The organism is Streptomyces sp. NPDC044061, assembly GCF_056434305.1.
The window spans coordinates 283171-302052 of sequence record NZ_JBWKFL010000012.1 but is presented as its reverse complement, the minus strand read 5'-3'; the positions used below and the strand labels follow the sequence as shown (position 1 = coordinate 302052).

Sequence of the window (18882 nt, the reverse complement as noted above, 5' to 3'; positions counted from 1 at the left end):
CTGGCGTTGATTTTTGGCACGCTGTTGAGTTCTCAAGGAACGGTCGCTTCCTTTGTACTCACCCTCTCGGGCTTTCCTCCGGGCGCTTCCCTTCGATCTTGCGTTTCCGACTCTATCAGATCCTTTCGGCGTCCGATTCCCGGTCGGCGGGATTTGTCTGCGGGCTTTCGGCTTTCGTCGGCGGCCTTTCGACATTCACTACGTTAGCCGATTCCCTCGGCAACTCATAATCGAGTCTCTCGAGGTTCGTATTCGGGTACGCGGGCGCGCCAGAAACGACCCCGTTGAGGGGTTGTAGCTAGGTAATGGGTTGGCCGCTCCGGCTGCAGGCGATCGCCGTACCCGGTTCAGCGGCTCGGGCTACATTACGCACCTTCCAGGAGCGAGTCAACTTCGTCGGCGCCTAGGTACATGGGCCCGATAGGGGCTCACCGTCGGGTCGTCGGCCACCCAGAAGCGCCAGGGATGGACGTCGCCGTTGCCGCCCTCACCGGCGACTCCGGTGCGCGGACCGCTTCGTACCTGGTCGGAGGCCACGGGAGTACCGCTCAGCATCCTCAGCGGCGTCTCACCCGAGGCGCACGCGTCCGTGCCGTCCAGTGCGCGGTCCACCCCGAGGGCCGTGGCCAGGCGGGCCGGCCCCTTGGCCAGTTCCTTGTCGTTCCGGGCCGAAAGTCGACGTTTGCGAGCGAGCTCGGCGCCCTCGACGACCTCGCCGGCGCGGAGCAGCACGGCGCCGGCCCGGCCCTCGGGTCCGCAGACCAGGTTCATGCAGTGCCACATGCCGTAGGTGAAGTAGACGTACACGTGTCCGGGTGGACCGAACATCACCGCGTTGCGGGCGGTGCGGCCGCGGTAGGCGTGTGAGCCCGGGTCGTTCGGGCCGTCGTACGCCTCCACCTCAGTGAGGCGCACGGCGATGGGACCGTCGGGAGTCGTCCGGACCAGGATGCGGCCGACGAGATCGGGGGCCACCTCGAGGACAGGGCGGTCGAAGAACTCTCGGGGCAGTGGCGTACGGTCCGGGGGCGCGATCATGCCGTCCGAGGGTAGTCCAGACGGGTCGGGGCGCAGGCGGAACCGGTCGTGGCCCGATCGCGTTTGTAGGGGTCGAGGGTCCATTCGTAAAGGGAGAGTCATGGCGTTCAAGAAGCTGCTCGCGAGCCTTGGGGCCGGCGGTGCCTCGGTCGAGACGGTGCTGACCGAGGTCAACGTCGTGCCGGGTGGGGTCGTCCAGGGGGAGGTACGGATCCAGGGCGGTTCCGTGAACCAGGACATCGAGGGCCTGTCCGTGGGCCTGCAGGCGAAGGTCGAGGTGGAGAGCGGCGACCAGGAGTACAAGCAGGACATCGAGTTCACCAAGGTGCGGCTCGGTGGTGCCTTCGAGCTGCAGGCGGGTGCCGTGCACGCGGTGCCGTTCGGTCTGGAGATCCCTTGGGAGACGCCGGTCACGATGATCGACGGGCAGACGCTGCGCGGAATGCACATCGGGGTGACCACCGAGCTGGAGATCGCCCGCGCGGTGGACTCCTCCGACCTCGACCCGATCAACGTGCACCCGCTGCCGGCGCAGAAGGCGATCCTCGACGCCTTCATCCAGCTCGGCTTCCGCTTCAAGAACGCGGACATGGAGCGCGGCCACATCCGGGGTACGCGGCAGCGGCTGCCGTTCTACCAGGAGATCGAGTTCTACCCGCCGTCGCAGTACCGGGGCCTGAACCAGGTCGAGCTGAGTTTCGTGGCCGACGAGCACGCCATGGACGTCGTCCTGGAGATGGACAAGAAGCCGGGTCTGTTCAGCGAGGGCTCGGACACCTACCGCTCCTTCCAGGTGGGCCTCAACGACTTCCACGGGACCGACTGGGCGGCTTACCTCAACCAGTGGCTGTCCGAGGTCGGCAGCAAGCGGAACTGGTTCTAGGCTCGGACCTACTGAACGAGAACGATCAGGAGGTACCGAGGTGACCGAGCTCAAGCGGCGGCCGCTCCCCCACGACTTCCATCCGCCCGTCCCGTCGTTCACGGTGACGAGTGAGGACATCGAGGAGGGCGCGACGCTGGGCAGCGCCCAGGTCCAGGCCGAGGGGAACACCTCGCCGCAGCTGCGGTGGGAGGGCTTCCCCGCGGAGACCAAGAGCTTCGCCGTGACCTGCTACGACCCCGACGCGCCGACCGGCAGCGGGTTCTGGCACTGGGTCCTGTTCGACATCCCGGCCTCCGTGACGGAGCTGCCGGCGGGTGCGGGCGGCGGCAAGTTCGAGGGACTGCCCCAGGGAGCCGTGCACGCGCGGAACGACTACGGGACGAAGGACTTCGGCGGTGCCGCTCCGCCGCCCGGGGACGGTCCGCACCGGTACGTCTTCACGGTGTACGCGGTGGACCGGGAGAAGCTCGGCCCGGACGCGGACGCCTCTCCGGCCGTCGTCGGTTTCAACCTTCGGTTCCACGCGATCGCGCGCGCCCAGCTCATCGGCGAGTTCGAGAACCCCGCCGAGGGCTGACGCACCGCACGGATTCAGCCGAGCGTTCATGGAACGTTTGCCCGCCCCTGGTCTTGGAAGTGATCAGGGGCGGGCATTTTTTATTGCGTTGTCCATCTCGGCGCGCCCGTCCAGAGTTGATCCAAGCCCGCCGGGGGGTGGGCAGGTGCATACGGGAGGTGGGCTGGATGCGTGACACGCTGGTGCTGAACGCGAGCTTCGAGCCGCTGTCGACGGTGACTCTGAACCGAGCCGTGGTGCTGGTCCTCCAGGACAAGGCCGTCGTCGAGCAGGCCCATCCCGAACTGCGCATGCGCGGTGCCGTTGTGGACATACCCGCGCCCCGGGTGATCAGGCTCTGCAGATACGTACGGGTGCCGTTCCGAAGACAAGCGCCTTGGTCGAGGCGGGGGGTGCTGGTCCGGGACCAGCACCGCTGCGCGTACTGCGGGCGCAGGGCGACGACCGTGGACCACGTGGTGCCGCGGTCGCAGGGTGGGCAGGACACGTGGCTGAACACGGTCGCCGCGTGTGCGGAGGACAATCACCGGAAGGCCAACCGGACTCCTGACGAGGCCGGTATGGCTCTGTTGCGGGTGCCGTTCGAGCCGACGCCCGCCGACGCGATGCTGTTGGCCTTGGGGCAGGAGGACATCGCCGCGCTTCCCGAGTGGCTCGCTCGGGAAGCGGCCTAGTCGTCTGCCGGGTTCGGTTCCCTCTGATCGCGGCTGCGGACCGTCGCCGGTTGTCGGCGCGGTTCCCCGCGCCCCTTTCGGGGCGCGGCGGGAACCGGCATCGTGCTGAACTCCTAGTCGATGCTCGGCTTTTCGCGGCGCTCCGTGCTCGGGCCGTTGTTCTGGGGCGGGACGGAGGCGCCGCCGCCGTTGCCACCGCCGCCGAGCGGGCCGAAGTTGCCCATCGCTCCGGACAGGCCCTTGAGGGCGTCGCCGATTTCGCTGGGCACGATCCAGAGCTTGTTGGCGTCGCCTTCGGCGATCTTCGGGAGCATCTGGAGGTACTGGTAGGAGAGGAGCTTCTGGTCCGGGTCGCCGGCGTGAATGGCCTCGAAGACCGTGCGGACGGCCTGGGCCTCGCCCTCGGCGCGCAGGGCGGCCGCCTTGGCCTCACCTTCGGCGCGCAGGATCTGGGACTGCTTCTCACCTTCTGCGGTGAGGATGGCCGCCTGGCGCGTACCTTCGGCGGTGAGGATCGCGGCACGCTTGTCCCGGTCGGCGCGCATCTGCTTCTCCATCGAGTCCTGGATGGAGGTGGGCGGTTCGATGGCCTTCAGCTCGACGCGGTTGACGCGGATGCCCCACTTGCCGGTGGCCTCGTCGAGGACTCCGCGCAGGGCCGCGTTGATCTCCTCGCGGGAGGTCAGGGTCCGCTCGAGGTCCATGCCGCCGATGATGTTGCGCAGTGTGGTGACGGTGAGCTGCTCGATGGCCTGGATGTAGCTGGCGACCTCGTAGGTGGCGGCCCGGGCGTCGGTGACCTGGTAGTAGATGACCGTGTCGATGTTGACGACCAGGTTGTCCTGGGTGATCACCGGCTGGGGCGGGAACGGTACGACCTGTTCGCGCAGGTCGATGCGGTTGCGGATGGTGTCTATGAACGGGACCACGATGTTCAGGCCCGCGTTCAGCGTCCGCGTGTAGCGGCCGAAGCGCTCGACGATGGCGGCGCTGGCCTGTGGGATGACCTGGATGGTCTTGATCAGGGCGATGAAGACCAACACCACCAGAATGACCAGGACGATGATGACCGGTTCCATCGTGTTCCCCGTACCCCTCTCCGCCTCGGCGCCTTCGGCAGATCCCGTGGTTGTTTAAGATCTTGCTGGTCGAGTCTGACAGACCCTCGCCCAACTCGTGGGCAGGATGCCTCAGATGACGATCGCGGTGGCCCCTTCTATCTCCACGACGTCCACCTCCTGGCCGACTTCGTAGGCGCGGCCGGTGTCGAGGGAGCGGGCCGACCAGATCTCTCCGGCGAGCTTGATCCGGCCGCCGGAGCCGTCGACGCGTTCCAGGACGACCGCCTGCTTGCCCTTCAGGGCGTCGATGCCGGTGACCAGTCGGGGTCGTTGCCTGTCGTGCCGGGCCGCTATGGGCCGGATCACGGCGATGAGGGCGACCGAGACGACGACGAAGGCGAGCACCTGGATCACGACGTCGAAGCCGAGTCCGGCGACGACCGCGGCGGCGACGGCTCCCACCGCGAACATGCCGAACTCCGGCATCGCGGTGACGACCAGGGGGATTCCGAGCGCCGCCGCGCCCACGAGCCACCAGACCCATGCGGAGATGTCGTTCACATGGTCATGGTAGGACCGCGGTCGGGCGGCGGACAGGGCGCGAACGGGGGCCCGTACGGCGTCAGGTGAGCGGCAGGCCCTGGGCGGTCCAGCGGTCGCCGACCTGCTCGACGACGAGCGGGAGGCCGAAGCAGAGGGAGAGGTTGCGGGAGGTGAGTTCCAGTTCGACGGGACCGGCGGCGAGGACCTTGCCCTGACGGATCATGAGGACGTGGGTGAAGCCGGGGGCGATCTCCTCGACATGGTGGGTGACCATGATCATCGAGGGGGCGATGGGGTCGCGGGCGAGCCGGCCGAGGCGGCGGACCAGGTCCTCGCGGCCGCCGAGGTCGAGGCCGGCGGCGGGCTCGTCGAGCAGGAGCAGTTCGGGGTCGGTCATCAGGGCGCGGGCGATAAGGGTGCGCTTGCGCTCGCCCTCGGAGAGGGTGCCGAAGCGGCGCTCGACGTAGTCGCTCATGCCGAGGCGGTCGAGGAAGGCGCGGGCACGCTGCTCGTCGACCTCGTCGTACTCCTCCTGCCAGTGGGCGGTCATGCCGTACGCGGCCGTCAGGACGGTCTCCAGCACGGTCTGGCGCTTGGGGAGCTTCTCGGCCATGGCGATGCCCGCCACGCCGATACGGGGGCGCAGGTCGAAGACGTCGACCTTGCCGAGGGTGTCGCCGAGGATGGTGGCGGTGCCCTTGCTGGGGAAGAGGTAGCTGGAGGCGACGTTGAGGAGGGTGGTCTTGCCGGCGCCGTTGGGGCCGAGGATGACCCAGCGCTCGCCCTCCTTCACCGACCAGGAGACCTGGTCCACCAGAGCCCGGCCCTCGCGGACCACGGATACGTCCTGAAGCTCCAGAACATCGCTCATGAGCGCGTTGTCTCCCCTTGCAGTGTGCCGGTCTCGGCTGTCGCGTACGCCTGTGGCTCGGTCCGCCGCGCCGGTGGGCGCAGCCCTTATGAAATCTACGCCACGAGTGCCCCGCACCATTCCATCGGTCCGGTCCTTAGGGTGGGGGCATGCTCACGGAACCGCGTTCAGGACGCCTTGCCGCTTGGGGAAATGCCCTTTTGGCCGGACTTGTCTCTCCGGACGACGCCGTGCTCGCCATTGTGGGCGAGGACGCGGTGCACCGGGTGGAGGGGCTGTCGGGGGAGTCGACGCCGGTCGGGCTGACGCTCGCGCTGGGGCGGCTGCGGACGCTGGGGGTGACCGGACTGCGGGTCGCGCTGCCGGCGCCCGGTCATCCGCTGGGGTTGAGCGGGCCGCCCGAGTTCAATGCCCGGGCCCTGGAGGCCGAGGAGGCGGTGGTCTGCTTCGGCGCCGCGTTCGGCCTGGTGCCGGAGGTGTACGAGGCCGGGCCCGAGGGTGATGTACATGTCGAGGTGGTCTGGCACGTGCTGCCGGTGCGGGAGTCGCCGCCCGCAGACGTTCCGTCGCTGGGCGAGGCGGAGCGGGAGCTGGCGGAGGCCCTGCGGGAGGCGACCGACGTGCTGTCGAAGCTGGATGTCGCCGGGTCGGGTCCGGTGGCGGAGGCGGCGATCGACGCGTACCGGGCGCGGGCGGAGCGGGGGCGGGAGGTGCTGGCGCCGGGATATCCGTCACGGGCGGTGCGAGTGTTGGAGCTGGCGCAGCGGGTCGGGCTGCTGATCTCCCTCGCCCACGGCAACGGGCACGGGGGCGCGGTGAGCGCCTCGGAGATGGCGGCTCGGACCCAGGCGCTGCGGCCGGTGGAGCGGACGGCTCGGCGGGCGCAGGTGGCGGCGTACAACTCCATCGTGGAGGAACGGGAGCGGGGCGTGCGCTGAACGGCGAGGGCTCCGCGGGCCGGATGGCCGGCGGAGCCCTCGCGGGTTCGCCGCGTTCTCAGCCGTTGGCGGCCTTGTTGCCGAACGCCGGGTTCAGCGCCCCGATGACGTTCACGCTGTCGCCGACCACGTTCACCGGGATGTGCAGCGGGGCCTCGACGACGTTGCCCGAGCCGACACCCGCGGAGTCCGCGGCCATGCCGGTCGCACCGGAGTCGGCGGCGGCGGCACCGGCACAGGCGCCCGCGGCGATACCGGCGACGGTCACGGCGATGGCGGCCCTCTTGGCGATGTTCATGGGACGGGTTCCTCCTGCGTGTGCGTGTCCGACCCTGCCGTGGGTCGTGCGCTGATCAACGCCGGAGTGCTCCGCCTGGGTACGGGAGCCCGGGTTCGAGTCCCCGTTCGGACCAGTCGGATGACAACCTGACAGGCCTCCCGGTGAGCCCGGGAGGCCTGGGGTCGCCGGCGGTGGACTCAGTGGTTGAGGCCGAGGTTGCCGAAGGCCGGGTTCAGCGCGCCGATGACGTTCACGCTGTTGCCGACCACGTTCACCGGGACGTCCACCGGGACCTGGACGACGTTGCCGGAGCCGACGCCCGGAGAGTGCTTGGCCTCGCCGCAGGCCCAGGCGCCGTCCGTGGCGGAGGCCATCCCGGCACCGGCGGCCAGCAGACCGCCGGCCACCATCGTCACGGCCGCCGCCTTCTTCAGGTTCTTCACTTTCCAACCCCTCCTGAGCGTTCACCACGGTGATCACCGCGGCACGCACTGAAGAACGGGCGGAGACCACGGGAGGATGCGCCATTCGGGTGACATTCCCACGACGGTATGAATCTCAGTCCGGAACGGAACCTTCCGCGTTGCCCTCGGTGAGGCGTTGGTCAGGGTGTTTCAGCCGGTCACGCCATGGCGTACGGCCCACAGGGCGGCCTGGGTGCGGTCGGCGAGGTCGAGTTTCATCAGGATGTTGGAGACGTGCGTCTTGACGGTCTTCTCGGACAGCACGAGGGCCCGGGCGATCTCCCGGTTGGAGCGGCCGTCGGCTATCAGGCCGAGCACCTCGCGCTCCCGTTCGGTGAGCGAGCCTCCCCTGCCCTGACCGGAGTTGGCCTCCTCCTGGGAGAGCAGGGCGCCGGCGACCTCGGGCTGGAGCAGGATGTGCCCGGCGTGCACGGAGCGGATGGCGCCGGCCAGGGCGTCGGGGTCCACGTCCTTGTAGACGTACCCGGCGGCGCCCGCGCGCAGGGCCGGCACGACCGTGCGCTGCTCGGTGAAGCTGGTGACGATCAGCACGCGCGCGGGGTTGTCGAGTTCGCGGAGCCTGCGCAGGGCGTCGATGCCGTCCATGCCCGGCATCTTGACGTCCATGAGGACGACGTCGGGCCGCAACTCCTCGGCACGGGCGACCCCTTCGGCGCCGTCGGCGGCCTCGCCGACGACCTCGATGTCGTCCTGGACCTCGAGGAACGTGCGCAGGCCCCGGCGGACGACCTGATGGTCGTCGACGAGCAGCACCTTGATTGCGTCAGCCACCGGGGACCTCCATCTCGACCGTGGTGCCCTTGCCGGGCGCCGATTCCACCGTCAGAGTGCCGCCGACGCCGCTCGCCCGGTCCCGCATCGAGACCAGGCCCAGGTGGCGTCCGGCGCGGCGGACCGACCTGGGGTCGAAGCCGCTGCCGTCGTCGGTGACGCGCAGGACGGCGCCGGAGCCGCGTCGGTCCACGATCACGTCGACGTGTTCGGCGCCGGAGTGGCGCAGTGCGTTGTGCAGGGCTTCCTGGGCGACCCGCAGCAGGGCCTCCTCCTGGGCCGCGGGCAGGGCGCGGAAGCCGTTGCCGGTGAAGGTCACGCGCGCGGCGTGGGCGCGGTCGAGGACCTGCGTCTGGGTGCGCAGGGTGGCGACCAGGCCGTCCTCGTCCAGGGCGGCGGGGCGCAACTCGACGACGGCGGCGCGCAGTTCGTCGGTCGCCTCGGCGGCGAGCGCGGCGACCTGGTGCAGTTCGCCCTTGGCGCGGGACGGGTCGCGGTCGATCAGCGCGGCCGCGGCCTGCGCGGTCAGGCGCAGGGAGAAGAGCTTCTGGCTGACCGCGTCGTGCAGTTCGTGGGCGAGGCGGGAGCGTTCCTCGGCGATGGTCAGCTCGCGGCTGCGCTCGTAGAGGCGGGCGTTGGTGAGGGCGATGGCTGCGTGCTGGGCGAGGATGGAGAGGAGTTCCTCGTCCTCCTCCGTGAAGCCGCAGCTTCCTTCCGGCTTGGGGCGCGGGGGGTGTGGGGGCTTTCCCCCCACAGGACGCCGCTTGTTGGCGAGGAACAGGGCGCCGATGACCTCGTCGCCGTCCCTGATGGGCAGGCCCAGGAAGTCGGACATGTCCGGGTGGGCGGACGGCCAGCCCTCGAAGCGCGGGTCCTTGCGCACGTCGGCGAGACGCTCGGGCCGTGCCTCGCGCAGCATCGCGGCGAGGATGCCGTGCTGGCGGGGCAGCGGGCCGATGGCCTTCCACTGGGCATCGCTGACGCCGTCGACGACGAACTGGGCGAAGCCGCCGTGGTCGTCGGGGACGCCCAGGGCGGCGTACTGCGCGTCGAGCAGCTCGCGGGCGGAGGCGACGATCGTCTTGAGGACGTCGCGCACCTCGAGGTGCCTGCTCATGGCCAGCAGCGCGGAGCTGACCGCGGCGAGGCCGGACCGGGGGCCTTGACTCATGTCCTCACGGTACCGGCGGGGTGGGACAGCCCGGATCGGACCTGTGACGGCCGGGCCCGGTCCGCTGGACCTAGGGCCGCCGGGGTAGGTCGCGGGGTCCCCGACGTGCGGCGTACGCCGAAGGACCCCGCAGCTTTGCGGCCCGCGTCCGAGGCGGCGCCGGGGGTGCCGTTCCTACGTTGTGGTCACCGCCCGACGGGGGCGGCAAGCGACGAGGGGACGGTTGTCATGCCGATAGCGATCATCACGGGGGCCTCCAAGGGCCTGGGGCGGGCGCTGGCCGAGGCACTGGCCGCACGGGGGTGGGATCTGGTGCTCGACGCCAGAGGCGCGGGGCCCTTGAAGGAGGCCGCGGCGGCTGTCGCCGGTCACGGTGTGCGGGTGGAGGCGCTGCCCGGGGACGTCACGGACGCCGGGCACCGGTCCGAGCTGGTGGCGGCCGCTCGGCAGCTGGGCGGTGCCGACCTGGTGGTGAGCAACGCGAGCGCGCTGGGGGCCGAGCCGCTGGTGCGGCTCGCCGAGCTGCCCCTTCACGGGCTGCGGCGGGCGCTGGAGGTGAACGTGGTGGCGGCGCTGGGCCTGGTCCAGGAGGCGCTGCCGCTGCTGCGGGAGTCGCGGGCCGGCACGGTGATCGCGGTCAGCTCGGACGCCGCGGCGGAGGCGTACGGGACGTGGGGCGGCTACGGCGCCTCCAAGGCGGCCCTGGACCAGCTCGCCGCCGTGCTCGGCGTGGAGGAGCCGGGACTGCGGGTGTGGGCGGTGGACCCCGGGGACATGGCCACGGACCTGTACTCGGCCGCCGTACCCGACGACGACGATCCACGTCCGGCGCCCGCCGGTGTCGTACCGGCGTTCCTGCGGCTCCTGGACGAGCGGCCGGTGAGCGGGCGGTACGCGGCGCCCGCTCCGGTGGAGGGGCGATGACCACGTCGGTGAGGGTGCCAGAGGAGCTGTCGGCGCGGGTGCCGGCCGAGCAGCGGGGGCCCGGCCTCGACCGGGACGCGGTACGGCTGCTGGTGTCGCGCGGCACCGAGGTGACACACCACGTGTTCGCCGAGCTGCCGCGGCTGCTGCGGGCCGGGGACCTGCTGGTGGTGAACACCTCGCCGACGCTGGCCGCCGCGGTGGACGGACGGATCGGGCACGCGCGCGTGGTCGTGCACGTCTCCACGCGCGGGGACGACGGGCGGTGGGCCGTCGAGCTGCGGGATCCGGACGGAGGCGGTACTACACGCGCGCGTGCAGGTGGGCCCGCGGGTACTGAGGTGGGTTTGCCGGGCGGGGCGCGGCTGGTGCTGGAGGAGCCGCTGAGCGGGCGCGGTGAGCGGCTGTGGTGGGCGCGTCCGCACGGCGCGGAGGTGCTTCGGGTGCTGCGGGAGCACGGGCGGCCCATCCGCTACTCCTACACGGAGCGGGATCAGCCGCTGTCCGCCTACCAGACGGTGTTCGCGCTCCCCTCGGCTGACGGGGCGGGCAGCGCGGAGATGCCGAGCGCGGCCCGGCCCTTCACCGCGCGGCTGGTCGCGGAGCTGGTGAGCCGAGGGGTGCGGTTCGCACCGATCACGCTGCACACGGGGGTGGCCTCGGCGGAGACGCACGAGCCGCCGTATCCGGAGCGCTTCGCGGTGCCGGAGTCCTCGGCGCGGCTGATCAACGCCGCGCGGGCGGGGGACGGACGGGTGATCGCGGTCGGGACGACGGCCGTGCGGGCCGTGGAGTCGGCGACCGGGCCGGACGGCGTGGCGAGGGCGGCCGAGGGGTGGACCGAGCTGGTGGTGACTCCCGAGCGCGGGGTGCGCGTGGTCGACGGGCTGCTGACCGGGCTGCACGAGCCCGAGGCCTCGCATCTGCTGATGCTGGAGGCCGTCGCGGGGCGGGCGGCGGTCGCCCGGGCGTACACGGAGGCGCTGCGGGGGCTCTACCTGTGGCACGAGTTCGGGGACGTGCACCTCATTCTCCGGTAGGAGGCCCCTCACCGAGAGCATTGCTGCGGCAACTCTCGGTGAGACCGCCGCCTCCTCCATGTGAGCCCGCACATAGGGCGTGCATCACGTACGAAAGCGCATAGGAGATGAAGTGTCCCTATATGAACGGGACAGACGGTCTAGTCTGTCCCGTTTTGCCCTTCCCTGATCCACTATCGGGGATCGTACGTCACACCTTTGCCTGGGCATTTTGCGCCCGCTAAGAATTGCTTCCGTCGCTCAGCGCCGTGGGTTTCCGGCCCGCGGCGTTCGTGTGGGAGGAACCGATTCCCCCGGCGGACGCAGGAGCGACCTCCGCGCTAACGAAGAGGTCCATCAGCCATGCCCAAGAACATCCTCAATCGCCGTCTCAGTCCGCTGACCAAGCAGCACAAGATCGCGATCGCCGGTGTCGGCGCCCTCGGTGCCGCCGCCCTCGCCCTCTCGGCCGTCCCCAGCAACGCCGAGACCGTGACCACCGGTGCCCCGGCCACGACCGCCCAGGTCGCCGCCGCCGCTCCGCAGGTCAAGAACGTCAAGGGCACGCTGACCGACCAGCTCGCCACGGAGACGGTCAAGCTCGACACCTTCGCCGCCCAGAAGAAGGCGGCGGCCGACGCCACCGCCAAGAAGCAGGCCGAGGCCGAGACGAAGAAGCAGGCCGAGACGAAGAAGGCCGCAGCCGACGCCGCAGCCAAGAAGGCCGCGCAGGAGCGCGCCGCCAAGGAGGCCGCGAGCCGTTCCGCGCAGCGCCCCCAGGTGCAGCTGGTCGCCGCGAAGACCTACACCAACAACCTGGACGGCTGGATCCGGCAGGCCCTGGACATCATGAAGGCCAAGAGCATCCCGGGCAGCTACCACGGCCTGCACAAGAACATCATGCGGGAGTCCTCCGGCAACCCGAAGGCCATCAACGACTGGGACATCAACGCGATCAACGGCATCCCGTCGAAGGGCCTGCTGCAGGTCATCCCGCCGACGTTCAACGCGTACCACGTCTCCGGCACCTCGTGGAACATCTACGACCCGGTCGCCAACATCACCGCCGCTGCCAACTACGCTGCCGACAAGTACGGCTCGATCGACAACGTCAACAGCGCGTACTGAGGTCGGCGCGGACCTCTGACGTAACGCGGAAGGGCGGTACCCCTCGGGGGGTACCGCCCTTCGCGTGTGCGACCGCGGTTACTTCCGCATGACCTCCGGCTCGTGCCGGCGCAGGAAGCGGGCGACGAAGAAGCCGCAGACCACACCGAGGACGATCAGCGCGACCATGTCCAGGCCCCAGGCCGACGCCTGGTGGTTCCACAGCGGGTCGGTGCTGCCCGGGTCGTCGGTGTTGGGCGCGATGTTGTTGAAGTCCAGCGTGGCGCCGGCCGCGGCCACCGCCCAGCGCGACGGCATCAGGTACGAGAACTCGTTGACGCCGAGGGTGCCGTGCAGGGTGAAGAGGCAGCCGGTGAACACGACCTGGATGATCGCGAACATCACCAGCAGGGGCATGGTCTTCTCGGCGGTCTTCACCAGCGACGAGATCACCAGGCCGAACATCATCGAGGTGAAGCCGAGCGCCATGATCGGCAGGCACAGCTCGAACAGCGTCGAGCTGCCGAGGACGAGCCCCTGGTCGGGGATCTCGCGGCTGGAGAAGCCGATCAGGCCGACCATCAGGCCCTGGAGCACCGTGACGGCGCCGAGCACGACCACCTTGGACATCAGGTAGGCCGAGCGGGACAGACCGGTCGCGCGCTCCCGCTCGTAGATCACCCGTTCCTTGATCAGCTCACGCACGGAGTTCGCGGCGCCCGCGAAGCACGCGCCGACCGCGAGGATCAGCAGAACGGTGGTGGCGGTGCCGTTCGGGACGTGCACGCCGGTCCTCGGGTTGACCGCCTCGTTGACCAGCAGACCCCGGTTGTGGTCGATCAGCAGGCTGACCGCGCCGAGCACCGCGGGCAGGATCACCGTCAGCGCCAGGAAGCCCTTGTCGGAGGCGATGACCGCAACGTACCGCCGGATCAGGGTCATCAGCTGCGAGCCCCAGGCCTGCGGCTTGGGCGGCTTGATGGCCTGTGGCGGAGGCATGTGTACGGACTGTGGGGCGACCGCGTCGATGTCCGCGGCGTACATCTGGTAGTGCTGCGAGCCCTTCCAGCGGCCCGCCCAGTCGTAGTCGCGGTAGTTCTCGAAGGCGGAGAAGACGTCGGCCCAGGTGTCGTAGCCGAAGAAGTTCAGCGCCTCCTCGGGCGGTCCGAAGTAGGCGACCGCTCCGCCCGGCGCCATCACCAGGAGCTTGTCGCACAATGCCAGCTCGGCCACCGAGTGGGTGACCACGAGGACCGTACGGCCGTCGTCGGCCAGGCCGCGCAGCAGCTGCATCACGTCGCGATCCATGCCCGGGTCGAGGCCGGAGGTCGGCTCGTCCAGGAAGATCAGGGACGGCTTGGTGAGCAGCTCCAGGGCCACCGAGACACGCTTGCGCTGGCCACCGGAGAGGGACGTGACCTTCTTGTCCTTGTGGATGTCCAGCTTCAGTTCGCGCAGCACCTCGTCGATGCGGGCGTCGCGCTCCTGCGCCGTGGTGTCGGCCGGGAAGCGCAGCTTGGCCGCGTACTTCAGGGCCTTCTTGACGGTCAGCTCCTTGTGCAGGATGTCGTCCTGCGGGACCAGACCGATGCGCTGGCGCAGCTCGGCGAACTGCTTGTAGAGGTTCCGGTTGTCGTACAGGACCTCGCCCTGGTTGGCGGGCCGGTAGCCGGTGAGCGCCTTCAGCAGCGTGGACTTGCCGGATCCGGACGGGCCGATGACCGCGACCAGGGACTTCTCCGGGACGCCGAAGGAGACGTCCTTCAGGATCTGCTTGCCGCCGTCGACCGTGACGGTCAGATGGCGCGCGGAGAAGGAGACCTCACCGGTGTCGACGAACTCCTCGAGGCGGTCGCCGACGATACGGAAGGTGGAGTGGCCGACGCCGACGATGTCGTTCGGGCCGAGTACCGCCGAGCCGCCCTTGGTGATCGGCTGGCCGTTGACGTAGGTGCCGTTGTGCGAGCCCAGGTCGCGGATCTCGAAGCGGCCGTCGGGCGTCGAGTGGAACTCGGCGTGGTGCCGGGAGACCTGCAGGTCGGAGACGACCAACTCGTTCTCCAGGGCACGGCCGATGCGCATCACGCGGCCGACGGAGAACTGGTGGAACGTCGTCGGGCTGCGGTCGCCGTAGACCGGCGGCGCCCCCGCGCCACCACCGGGCGTCTTCTGCGCGTACTTCTCCGGCGGACCACTCTGCTGCTGCGGGAACGCCGACGGCTGGTTCGCCTGCTGCGGCTGTTGCCAGTCGGCCTGCGGGGCGGGCTGCTGCGCCCAGCCGGCACCGGCACCCTGGGCGGCGTACGGTGCCGCCTGCGGCTGCTGCTGGACGGCCGCGGCGCCCGAGAGGTTCAGGCGCGGTCCGTCGGTCGCGTTGCCGAGGTGCACCGCCGAGCCGGGGCCGATCTCCACCTGGTGGATCCGCTGCCCCTGCACGAAGGTGCCGTTGGTGCTGCCGTGGTCCTCGATGACCCAACTGCGGCCGTCGAAGCTGACCGTGGCGTGGCGCCAGGAGACCCTGGCGTCGTCGAAGACGATGTCACCCTGCGGATCGCGTCCGAGGGTGTAGGGCCTGGACGGGTCGAGCGTCCAGGTCCGTCCGTTTGATTCCAGTACGAGTTCCGGCACTCCATGCCCCACTGAGTTGTCCCCCGAATTACCCCCATCACAGGGAGTCTAGGGATGTCGAACATCGGGGGGAACTATTTCAGGCTCGGCCCCATGACCGAAAGCCGGGCCTTGCCAAGGGCGCCGCCGCACGCTTCGACTCGCCCCGTTGACGGGGTTGAAACCGGGCCGGAGAGTGGTAATCCCCCGCGAGGGGGACAAGCGCGGCTGCGGTACCGCACCGCGGATCGGGGGGTCTGCCATGAGCGCTGCCACGGGCGTCGAGACCGCACGGCACGGCACTTCGCTGCCATGGACCGACATCCTGCTGTCCGCGATCGCCGCCGTGAGCTGGGCGTTGATAGGAATGGCGAGCACGGCCGCGCTGGGTCTGCACCTGCTGCAGGCGGACGCGGCGGGCTCACTCGGCCCCATGACAGCGGCTGTTGTGGCGCTCGGGGCGGGTGGTTCGGTCTCACCGTCGGGCGATGTGTCCGCTTTCGGACTGAAGGGCGCGGAGGCCCACACGGCCGTCGAGATCACGCCACTCGGGGTGAGCCTGGTCGGTGCGCTGCTGCTGTCGTGGTTCTTCCTACGGTCCCTTCGCACGGCGGGAGTTGTGATCGCGCCGGCCGAACTCCTCGCGCGCGCGGGGGCAGTGGTCGCCCTCTTCGTGGCGACCCTGGGCGGGCTGGCCTGGGCCGGGCACGACGTCATCACGATCGACGGCGGATCGCTCGGCCTGAACCGGCTGCCCGGCGGCGGCAAGGGCGGTGGCCTGAACATTCCCGGCGTCGGGGACGTCGGGGGGCTGCTGCCGGACCGGATCGGTGATCTGATCCACGCGAAGGCCGCCGTCGGTTTCACCGTGGACACCGCGCCCACCCTGCTCGGTGGCCTCGGCTGGTCCGCCGGCGTCCTGCTGATCGCTCTGCTCGCCTCCCGCCGCACTCCCCTGCCGCCCGGCTGGGACGCCGTGCACCGAGTGGTGCGGCCGGCCGTCTCGGCGCTCGTCACCGTGCTGCTCGTGGCCGTGGCCGCCGGGCTCGCGGCGGCGGCGTACGCGGCGATCGGCGACGACCACCCGCGCCGGGTCGCGGGCGCGGCCCTGCTGGGCGCGCCGAACGGCGTGTGGCTCGGCATCCCCGTCGGCCTGTTCGTCCCCTGGGACGGCAGGGCCACCGGCGCCCTGGGCACGGTGCTGCCGCACCCTCTCGACCGGCTGCTGAGCTCGGATTCCGGCCGGCCGGTCACGGTGGGCCGGCTGGCCGAGCTGGACGGTCGGGTGTGGCTGCTCGCGGTGGCGGCGGCGCTGATGATGCTGCTGGCCGGGGTGCTGACGGCGGTGCGGACGCCGGCGCACGGGCAGGGCGGTGCGGCGGGGTTCGCCGGGCGCTGCGCCCTGCGGCTCGGGATCGCGGCCGCGCTCGCCCTGCCCTTCCTCGCCTGGCTGGCGGACGTCTCGGTGAACGCCTCGCTGTCCGTGCTGGGCTTCGACGCCTTCGGCGCGGGCATCGAACTGCACGGGCACCTGGGCATGGCACTGCTCCTGGGTGCCGTGTGGGGCGCGGGAGCCGGGGCGGTGGGAGCGCTGCTCGCCCGGGCGACGGGTGCGGCAGGGGCGCGGGCGGTGTGGCCGGGACGGGGCAAGGTGGTCGCGGCGGACGGCGGGTACGGCAGCGGGGCCGGACCCTATGAGCCGAGCAGGCCGTACCGGCCGCCGAACCCCGGCACCAATCCGTATCTGCGGGTGCCGGAGGAGCTGCGGTCGGAGCCCGAGGACGCACGGCCGCCGTCGGCCCGCGACGACGTGTACGGCGCCCCCACCATCGCCCGGCCCTTCGGCCCGCCTCCCCCCGCGCCCCGAGGCCGCCGCCCCGACCCGCACCGCCATGACCGCCCGCCGGACGCCCCGGACACACCGGACGGGGGCCCACCACCCCCTCCACCCCTGCCACCCCGTCCACCGGGGCGACCGAGGAGGTGAGCCCGCGAGGGCGCAGACGCCGAGGGGATCTGCGATGGGCGCCTGGCCGGGCTGCGGCGCATTCCGAGATGCCTGGGTGGACCTGCGGGGCGGGGGCGTCACCGTGGGACTGCCCGACGGGGGCGCCCGGTGAGGCTGCGCGTCCCGGGCTCCACGTCCGGGGGCACCCTTGAGACCGCACGCCCGGGAGGCACCTCGGTGAAGCTGCGTCGGAACACCTCGGTGAGGCTGCGCGTCCCGGGGCCGCACGCCCGGGGGCACCCTTGAGACCGCACGCCCGGGAGACACCTCGGTGAAGCTGCGAGTCGGAACACCTCGGTGAGGCTGCAGGGCGAGGGCCGTCACCGTGGGGCCGCATGGCAGGCGCCTCGGTGCGGCCGCGCGCCATGCGGGCGACTTCGGGATGCGCGTATGACCGGCGCCGTCCCTGGGGCGTGACGGTGGCGCCGTCCTCGGGCCTGACGGCGGCACCGTCCTCGGGGGCACCTCGGTGGCGGCGTTCGTGGTGTCCGGGGATGCCCCGGGGGCGGCCGCATCCCCTTGCCCTGCGTCCGGGCCTTCGCCGTGGCACAGTCGTGGTGGAGCCAGGACCGTGGCGCGGGTGTCGGGTCGGGCGGGTGTCGCCGAGGGGCAAGATCCACGACATCGGCCGGACACCCATTGTTCCGTGTCCGTCAGGCGGACCTCACGGGCGGAAGGCACTGGGTGCCGGATACGGTGGTGACACCATGAGCGCTTCGCAGACCTCCGAGGTCCCCACTCTCCTCGTCAAGATTTTCGGCAAGGACAGGCCGGGCATCACGGCCGGCCTCTTCGACACCCTTGCCGCCTACCTCGTCGACGTGGTCGACATCGAGCAGGTCGTCACCCGGGGCCGCCTGGTGCTCTGCGTGCTGGTCACTCAGCCGCCGATCGGCCTCGAGGGTGACCTCAGGGCCACCGTGCACAGCTGGGCCGAGTCGATGAAGATGCAGGCGGAGATCATCTCGGGGCACGGCGACAACCGCCCGCGCGGTCTCGGGCGCTCCCTGGTGACCGTTCTCGGTCACCCCCTCACCGCGGAGTCGACGGCCGCCGTCGCCGCCCGGATCGCCAAGGCGGGCGGCAACATCGACCGTATCTTCCGCCTCGCCAAGTACCCGGTGACCGCGGTGGAGTTCGCCGTCTCCGGGGTGGAGACCGAGCCGCTGCGCACAGCCCTGGCGTCCGACGCGGCGGCACTGGGTGTCGACATCGCCGTCGTCTCGGCCGGCCTGCACCGGCGCGCCCAGCGGCTGGTGGTCATGGACGTGGACTCCACCCTCATCCAGGACGAGGTCATCGAGCTGTTCGCCGCGCACGCCGGCTGCGAGGACAAGGTGGCCGAGGTGACGGCGGCCGCGATGCGCGGAGAGCTGGACTTCGAGCAGTCGCTGCACGCGCGCGTGGCGCTGCTCGAGGGGCTGGACGCCTCGGTGGTGGAGAAGGTGCGCAACGAGGTGCGGCTGACGCCGGGCGCGCGCACCCTCATCCGCACGCTGAAGCGCCTAGGCTATCAAGTCGGTGTCGTCTCCGGTGGGTTCACCCAGGTCACGGACGATCTGAAGGAGCGGCTGGGGCTGGACTTCGCGCAGGCCAACGCGCTGGAGATCGTCGACGGGAAGCTGACGGGGCGGGTCACCGGCGAGATCGTGGACCGTGCGGGCAAGGCGCGGCTGCTGCGCCGGTTCGCCGCCGAGGCCGGGGTGCCGCTGTCCCAGACGGTGGCGATCGGCGACGGCGCCAACGACCTGGACATGCTGAACGCGGCCGGTCTCGGTGTCGCCTTCAACGCCAAGCCGGTGGTCCGCGAGGCGGCGCACACGGCGGTGAACTTCCCCTTCCTGGACACGGTCCTGTATCTGCTGGGCGTCACCCGTGAGGAGGTCGAGGCGGCCGACACCCACGACGAGGGATGAGCCGCC

The 18882-nt window shown here is 70.8% G+C and carries 18 protein-coding genes; 9 read left to right on the top strand and 9 right to left on the bottom strand.

Annotated elements, in window-relative coordinates; genetic code table 11:
- Positions 1-387: 387 nt before the first annotated feature.
- Complete coding sequence (locus tag AC07CM_RS21730) at positions 388-1038, bottom strand: DNA-3-methyladenine glycosylase (RefSeq protein ID WP_478878058.1); 651 nt, start codon at positions 1036-1038, stop codon at positions 388-390.
- Positions 1039-1138: 100 nt separating this feature from the next.
- Here AC07CM_RS21730 and AC07CM_RS21725 point away from each other — a divergent pair, with 100 nt between their 5' ends.
- From AC07CM_RS21725 to AC07CM_RS21715, 3 genes are all read left to right on the top strand, one after another.
- Entirely contained in the window at positions 1139-1921 is a 783-nt protein-coding gene (locus tag AC07CM_RS21725) for a sporulation protein (protein WP_478878057.1), read from the top strand.
- A gap of 40 nt (positions 1922-1961) precedes the next feature.
- Positions 1962-2501 carry a YbhB/YbcL family Raf kinase inhibitor-like protein gene (locus AC07CM_RS21720; protein WP_478878056.1) on the top strand — a complete coding sequence of 180 codons (540 nt, stop codon included), beginning with the start codon at positions 1962-1964 and terminating at the stop codon, positions 2499-2501.
- Between the two features lie 167 nt (positions 2502-2668).
- Positions 2669-3175 carry an HNH endonuclease gene (locus AC07CM_RS21715; protein WP_478878055.1) on the top strand — a complete coding sequence of 169 codons (507 nt, stop codon included), beginning with the start codon at positions 2669-2671 and terminating at the stop codon, positions 3173-3175.
- 113 nt (positions 3176-3288) lie between these two features.
- Here the strand turns inward: AC07CM_RS21715 and AC07CM_RS21710 are convergent, their stop codons facing one another.
- The 3 genes from AC07CM_RS21710 to AC07CM_RS21700 form a co-directional block, all read right to left on the bottom strand.
- A complete protein-coding gene (locus tag AC07CM_RS21710) occupies positions 3289-4254 on the bottom strand; it encodes an SPFH domain-containing protein (protein ID WP_478878054.1) in 966 nt (321 codons plus the stop codon).
- A gap of 111 nt (positions 4255-4365) precedes the next feature.
- Complete coding sequence (locus AC07CM_RS21705; protein WP_478878053.1) at positions 4366-4797, bottom strand: NfeD family protein; 432 nt, start codon at positions 4795-4797, stop codon at positions 4366-4368.
- 61 nt (positions 4798-4858) lie between these two features.
- Complete coding sequence (locus tag AC07CM_RS21700; RefSeq protein WP_478878052.1) at positions 4859-5650, bottom strand: ABC transporter ATP-binding protein; 792 nt, start codon at positions 5648-5650, stop codon at positions 4859-4861.
- Positions 5651-5799: 149 nt separating this feature from the next.
- On the opposite strand from AC07CM_RS21700, the gene AC07CM_RS21695 reads away from it, so the two are divergent.
- Positions 5800-6588: a hypothetical protein gene (locus tag AC07CM_RS21695; protein ID WP_478878051.1), complete on the top strand. Its 789-nt coding sequence runs from the start codon at positions 5800-5802 to the stop codon at positions 6586-6588.
- Positions 6589-6646: 58 nt separating this feature from the next.
- Here the strand turns inward: AC07CM_RS21695 and AC07CM_RS21690 are convergent, their stop codons facing one another.
- The 4 genes from AC07CM_RS21690 to AC07CM_RS21675 all read right to left on the bottom strand — a co-directional run bounded on the left by AC07CM_RS21690 (position 6647) and on the right by AC07CM_RS21675 (position 9295).
- Positions 6647-6886, bottom strand: a complete 240-nt coding sequence (locus AC07CM_RS21690) for a chaplin (RefSeq protein ID WP_478878050.1) — start codon at positions 6884-6886, stop codon at positions 6647-6649.
- A gap of 179 nt (positions 6887-7065) precedes the next feature.
- On the bottom strand, positions 7066-7311 hold the full coding sequence (locus tag AC07CM_RS21685) for a chaplin family protein (RefSeq protein ID WP_478878049.1): 246 nt from the start codon (positions 7309-7311) through the stop codon (positions 7066-7068).
- A gap of 171 nt (positions 7312-7482) precedes the next feature.
- A complete protein-coding gene (locus tag AC07CM_RS21680) occupies positions 7483-8124 on the bottom strand; it encodes a response regulator (protein WP_094214635.1) in 642 nt (213 codons plus the stop codon).
- Positions 8117-9295: a GAF domain-containing sensor histidine kinase gene (locus tag AC07CM_RS21675; RefSeq protein WP_478878048.1), complete on the bottom strand. Its 1179-nt coding sequence runs from the start codon at positions 9293-9295 to the stop codon at positions 8117-8119. The genes AC07CM_RS21680 and AC07CM_RS21675 overlap by 8 nt, the downstream gene beginning before the upstream one ends.
- A gap of 228 nt (positions 9296-9523) precedes the next feature.
- Here AC07CM_RS21675 and AC07CM_RS21670 point away from each other — a divergent pair, with 228 nt between their 5' ends.
- The 3 genes from AC07CM_RS21670 (at position 9524) to AC07CM_RS21660 (ending at position 12366) form a co-directional block, all read left to right on the top strand.
- Complete coding sequence (locus AC07CM_RS21670) at positions 9524-10219, top strand: SDR family NAD(P)-dependent oxidoreductase (protein ID WP_478878047.1); 696 nt, start codon at positions 9524-9526, stop codon at positions 10217-10219.
- The gene (locus AC07CM_RS21665; protein WP_478878046.1) at positions 10216-11259 is read left to right on the top strand and encodes an S-adenosylmethionine:tRNA ribosyltransferase-isomerase; all 1044 of its coding nucleotides are present in this window, start codon (positions 10216-10218) and stop codon (positions 11257-11259) included. Before AC07CM_RS21670 ends, AC07CM_RS21665 begins: the two co-directional genes overlap by 4 nt.
- A gap of 342 nt (positions 11260-11601) precedes the next feature.
- Positions 11602-12366: a transglycosylase SLT domain-containing protein gene (locus AC07CM_RS21660; RefSeq protein WP_478878045.1), complete on the top strand. Its 765-nt coding sequence runs from the start codon at positions 11602-11604 to the stop codon at positions 12364-12366.
- A 78-nt stretch (positions 12367-12444) separates the two neighbouring features.
- Here the strand turns inward: AC07CM_RS21660 and AC07CM_RS21655 are convergent, their stop codons facing one another.
- Positions 12445-14973, bottom strand: coding sequence for an ABC transporter ATP-binding protein/permease (locus tag AC07CM_RS21655; protein WP_478878044.1), 2529 nt, complete (start codon positions 14971-14973; stop codon positions 12445-12447).
- 241 nt (positions 14974-15214) lie between these two features.
- On the opposite strand from AC07CM_RS21655, the gene AC07CM_RS21650 reads away from it, so the two are divergent.
- Together AC07CM_RS21650 and serB are read left to right on the top strand one after the other, a co-directional pair.
- The gene (locus AC07CM_RS21650; protein WP_478878043.1) at positions 15215-16939 is read left to right on the top strand and encodes a streptophobe family protein; all 1725 of its coding nucleotides are present in this window, start codon (positions 15215-15217) and stop codon (positions 16937-16939) included.
- A gap of 728 nt (positions 16940-17667) precedes the next feature.
- Entirely contained in the window at positions 17668-18876 is a 1209-nt protein-coding gene (serB, locus tag AC07CM_RS21645) for a phosphoserine phosphatase SerB (protein ID WP_478878042.1), read from the top strand.
- Positions 18877-18882: the final 6 nt, after the last annotated feature.

Excerpts from the sequence above, each read along its gene's own strand:
- AC07CM_RS21730 (WP_478878058.1), bottom strand. The coding sequence starts at position 1,038 with ATGATCGCGCCCCCGGACCGTACGCCACTGCCCCGAGAGTTCTTCGAC.
- AC07CM_RS21695 (WP_478878051.1), top strand. The coding sequence starts at position 5,800 with ATGCTCACGGAACCGCGTTCAGGACGCCTTGCCGCTTGGGGAAATGCC.
- AC07CM_RS21650 (WP_478878043.1), top strand. The coding sequence starts at position 15,215 with ATGAGCGCTGCCACGGGCGTCGAGACCGCACGGCACGGCACTTCGCTG.
- AC07CM_RS21690 (WP_478878050.1), bottom strand. The coding sequence starts at position 6,886 with ATGAACATCGCCAAGAGGGCCGCCATCGCCGTGACCGTCGCCGGTATC.
- AC07CM_RS21700 (WP_478878052.1), bottom strand. The coding sequence starts at position 5,650 with ATGAGCGATGTTCTGGAGCTTCAGGACGTATCCGTGGTCCGCGAGGGC.
- AC07CM_RS21660 (WP_478878045.1), top strand. The coding sequence starts at position 11,602 with ATGCCCAAGAACATCCTCAATCGCCGTCTCAGTCCGCTGACCAAGCAG.
- AC07CM_RS21710 (WP_478878054.1), bottom strand. The coding sequence starts at position 4,254 with ATGGAACCGGTCATCATCGTCCTGGTCATTCTGGTGGTGTTGGTCTTC.
- AC07CM_RS21715 (WP_478878055.1), top strand. The coding sequence starts at position 2,669 with ATGCGTGACACGCTGGTGCTGAACGCGAGCTTCGAGCCGCTGTCGACG.
- AC07CM_RS21675 (WP_478878048.1), bottom strand. The coding sequence starts at position 9,295 with ATGAGTCAAGGCCCCCGGTCCGGCCTCGCCGCGGTCAGCTCCGCGCTG.
- serB (WP_478878042.1), top strand. The coding sequence starts at position 17,668 with ATGAGCGCTTCGCAGACCTCCGAGGTCCCCACTCTCCTCGTCAAGATT.
- AC07CM_RS21725 (WP_478878057.1), top strand. The coding sequence starts at position 1,139 with ATGGCGTTCAAGAAGCTGCTCGCGAGCCTTGGGGCCGGCGGTGCCTCG.
- AC07CM_RS21670 (WP_478878047.1), top strand. The coding sequence starts at position 9,524 with ATGCCGATAGCGATCATCACGGGGGCCTCCAAGGGCCTGGGGCGGGCG.
- AC07CM_RS21665 (WP_478878046.1), top strand. The coding sequence starts at position 10,216 with ATGACCACGTCGGTGAGGGTGCCAGAGGAGCTGTCGGCGCGGGTGCCG.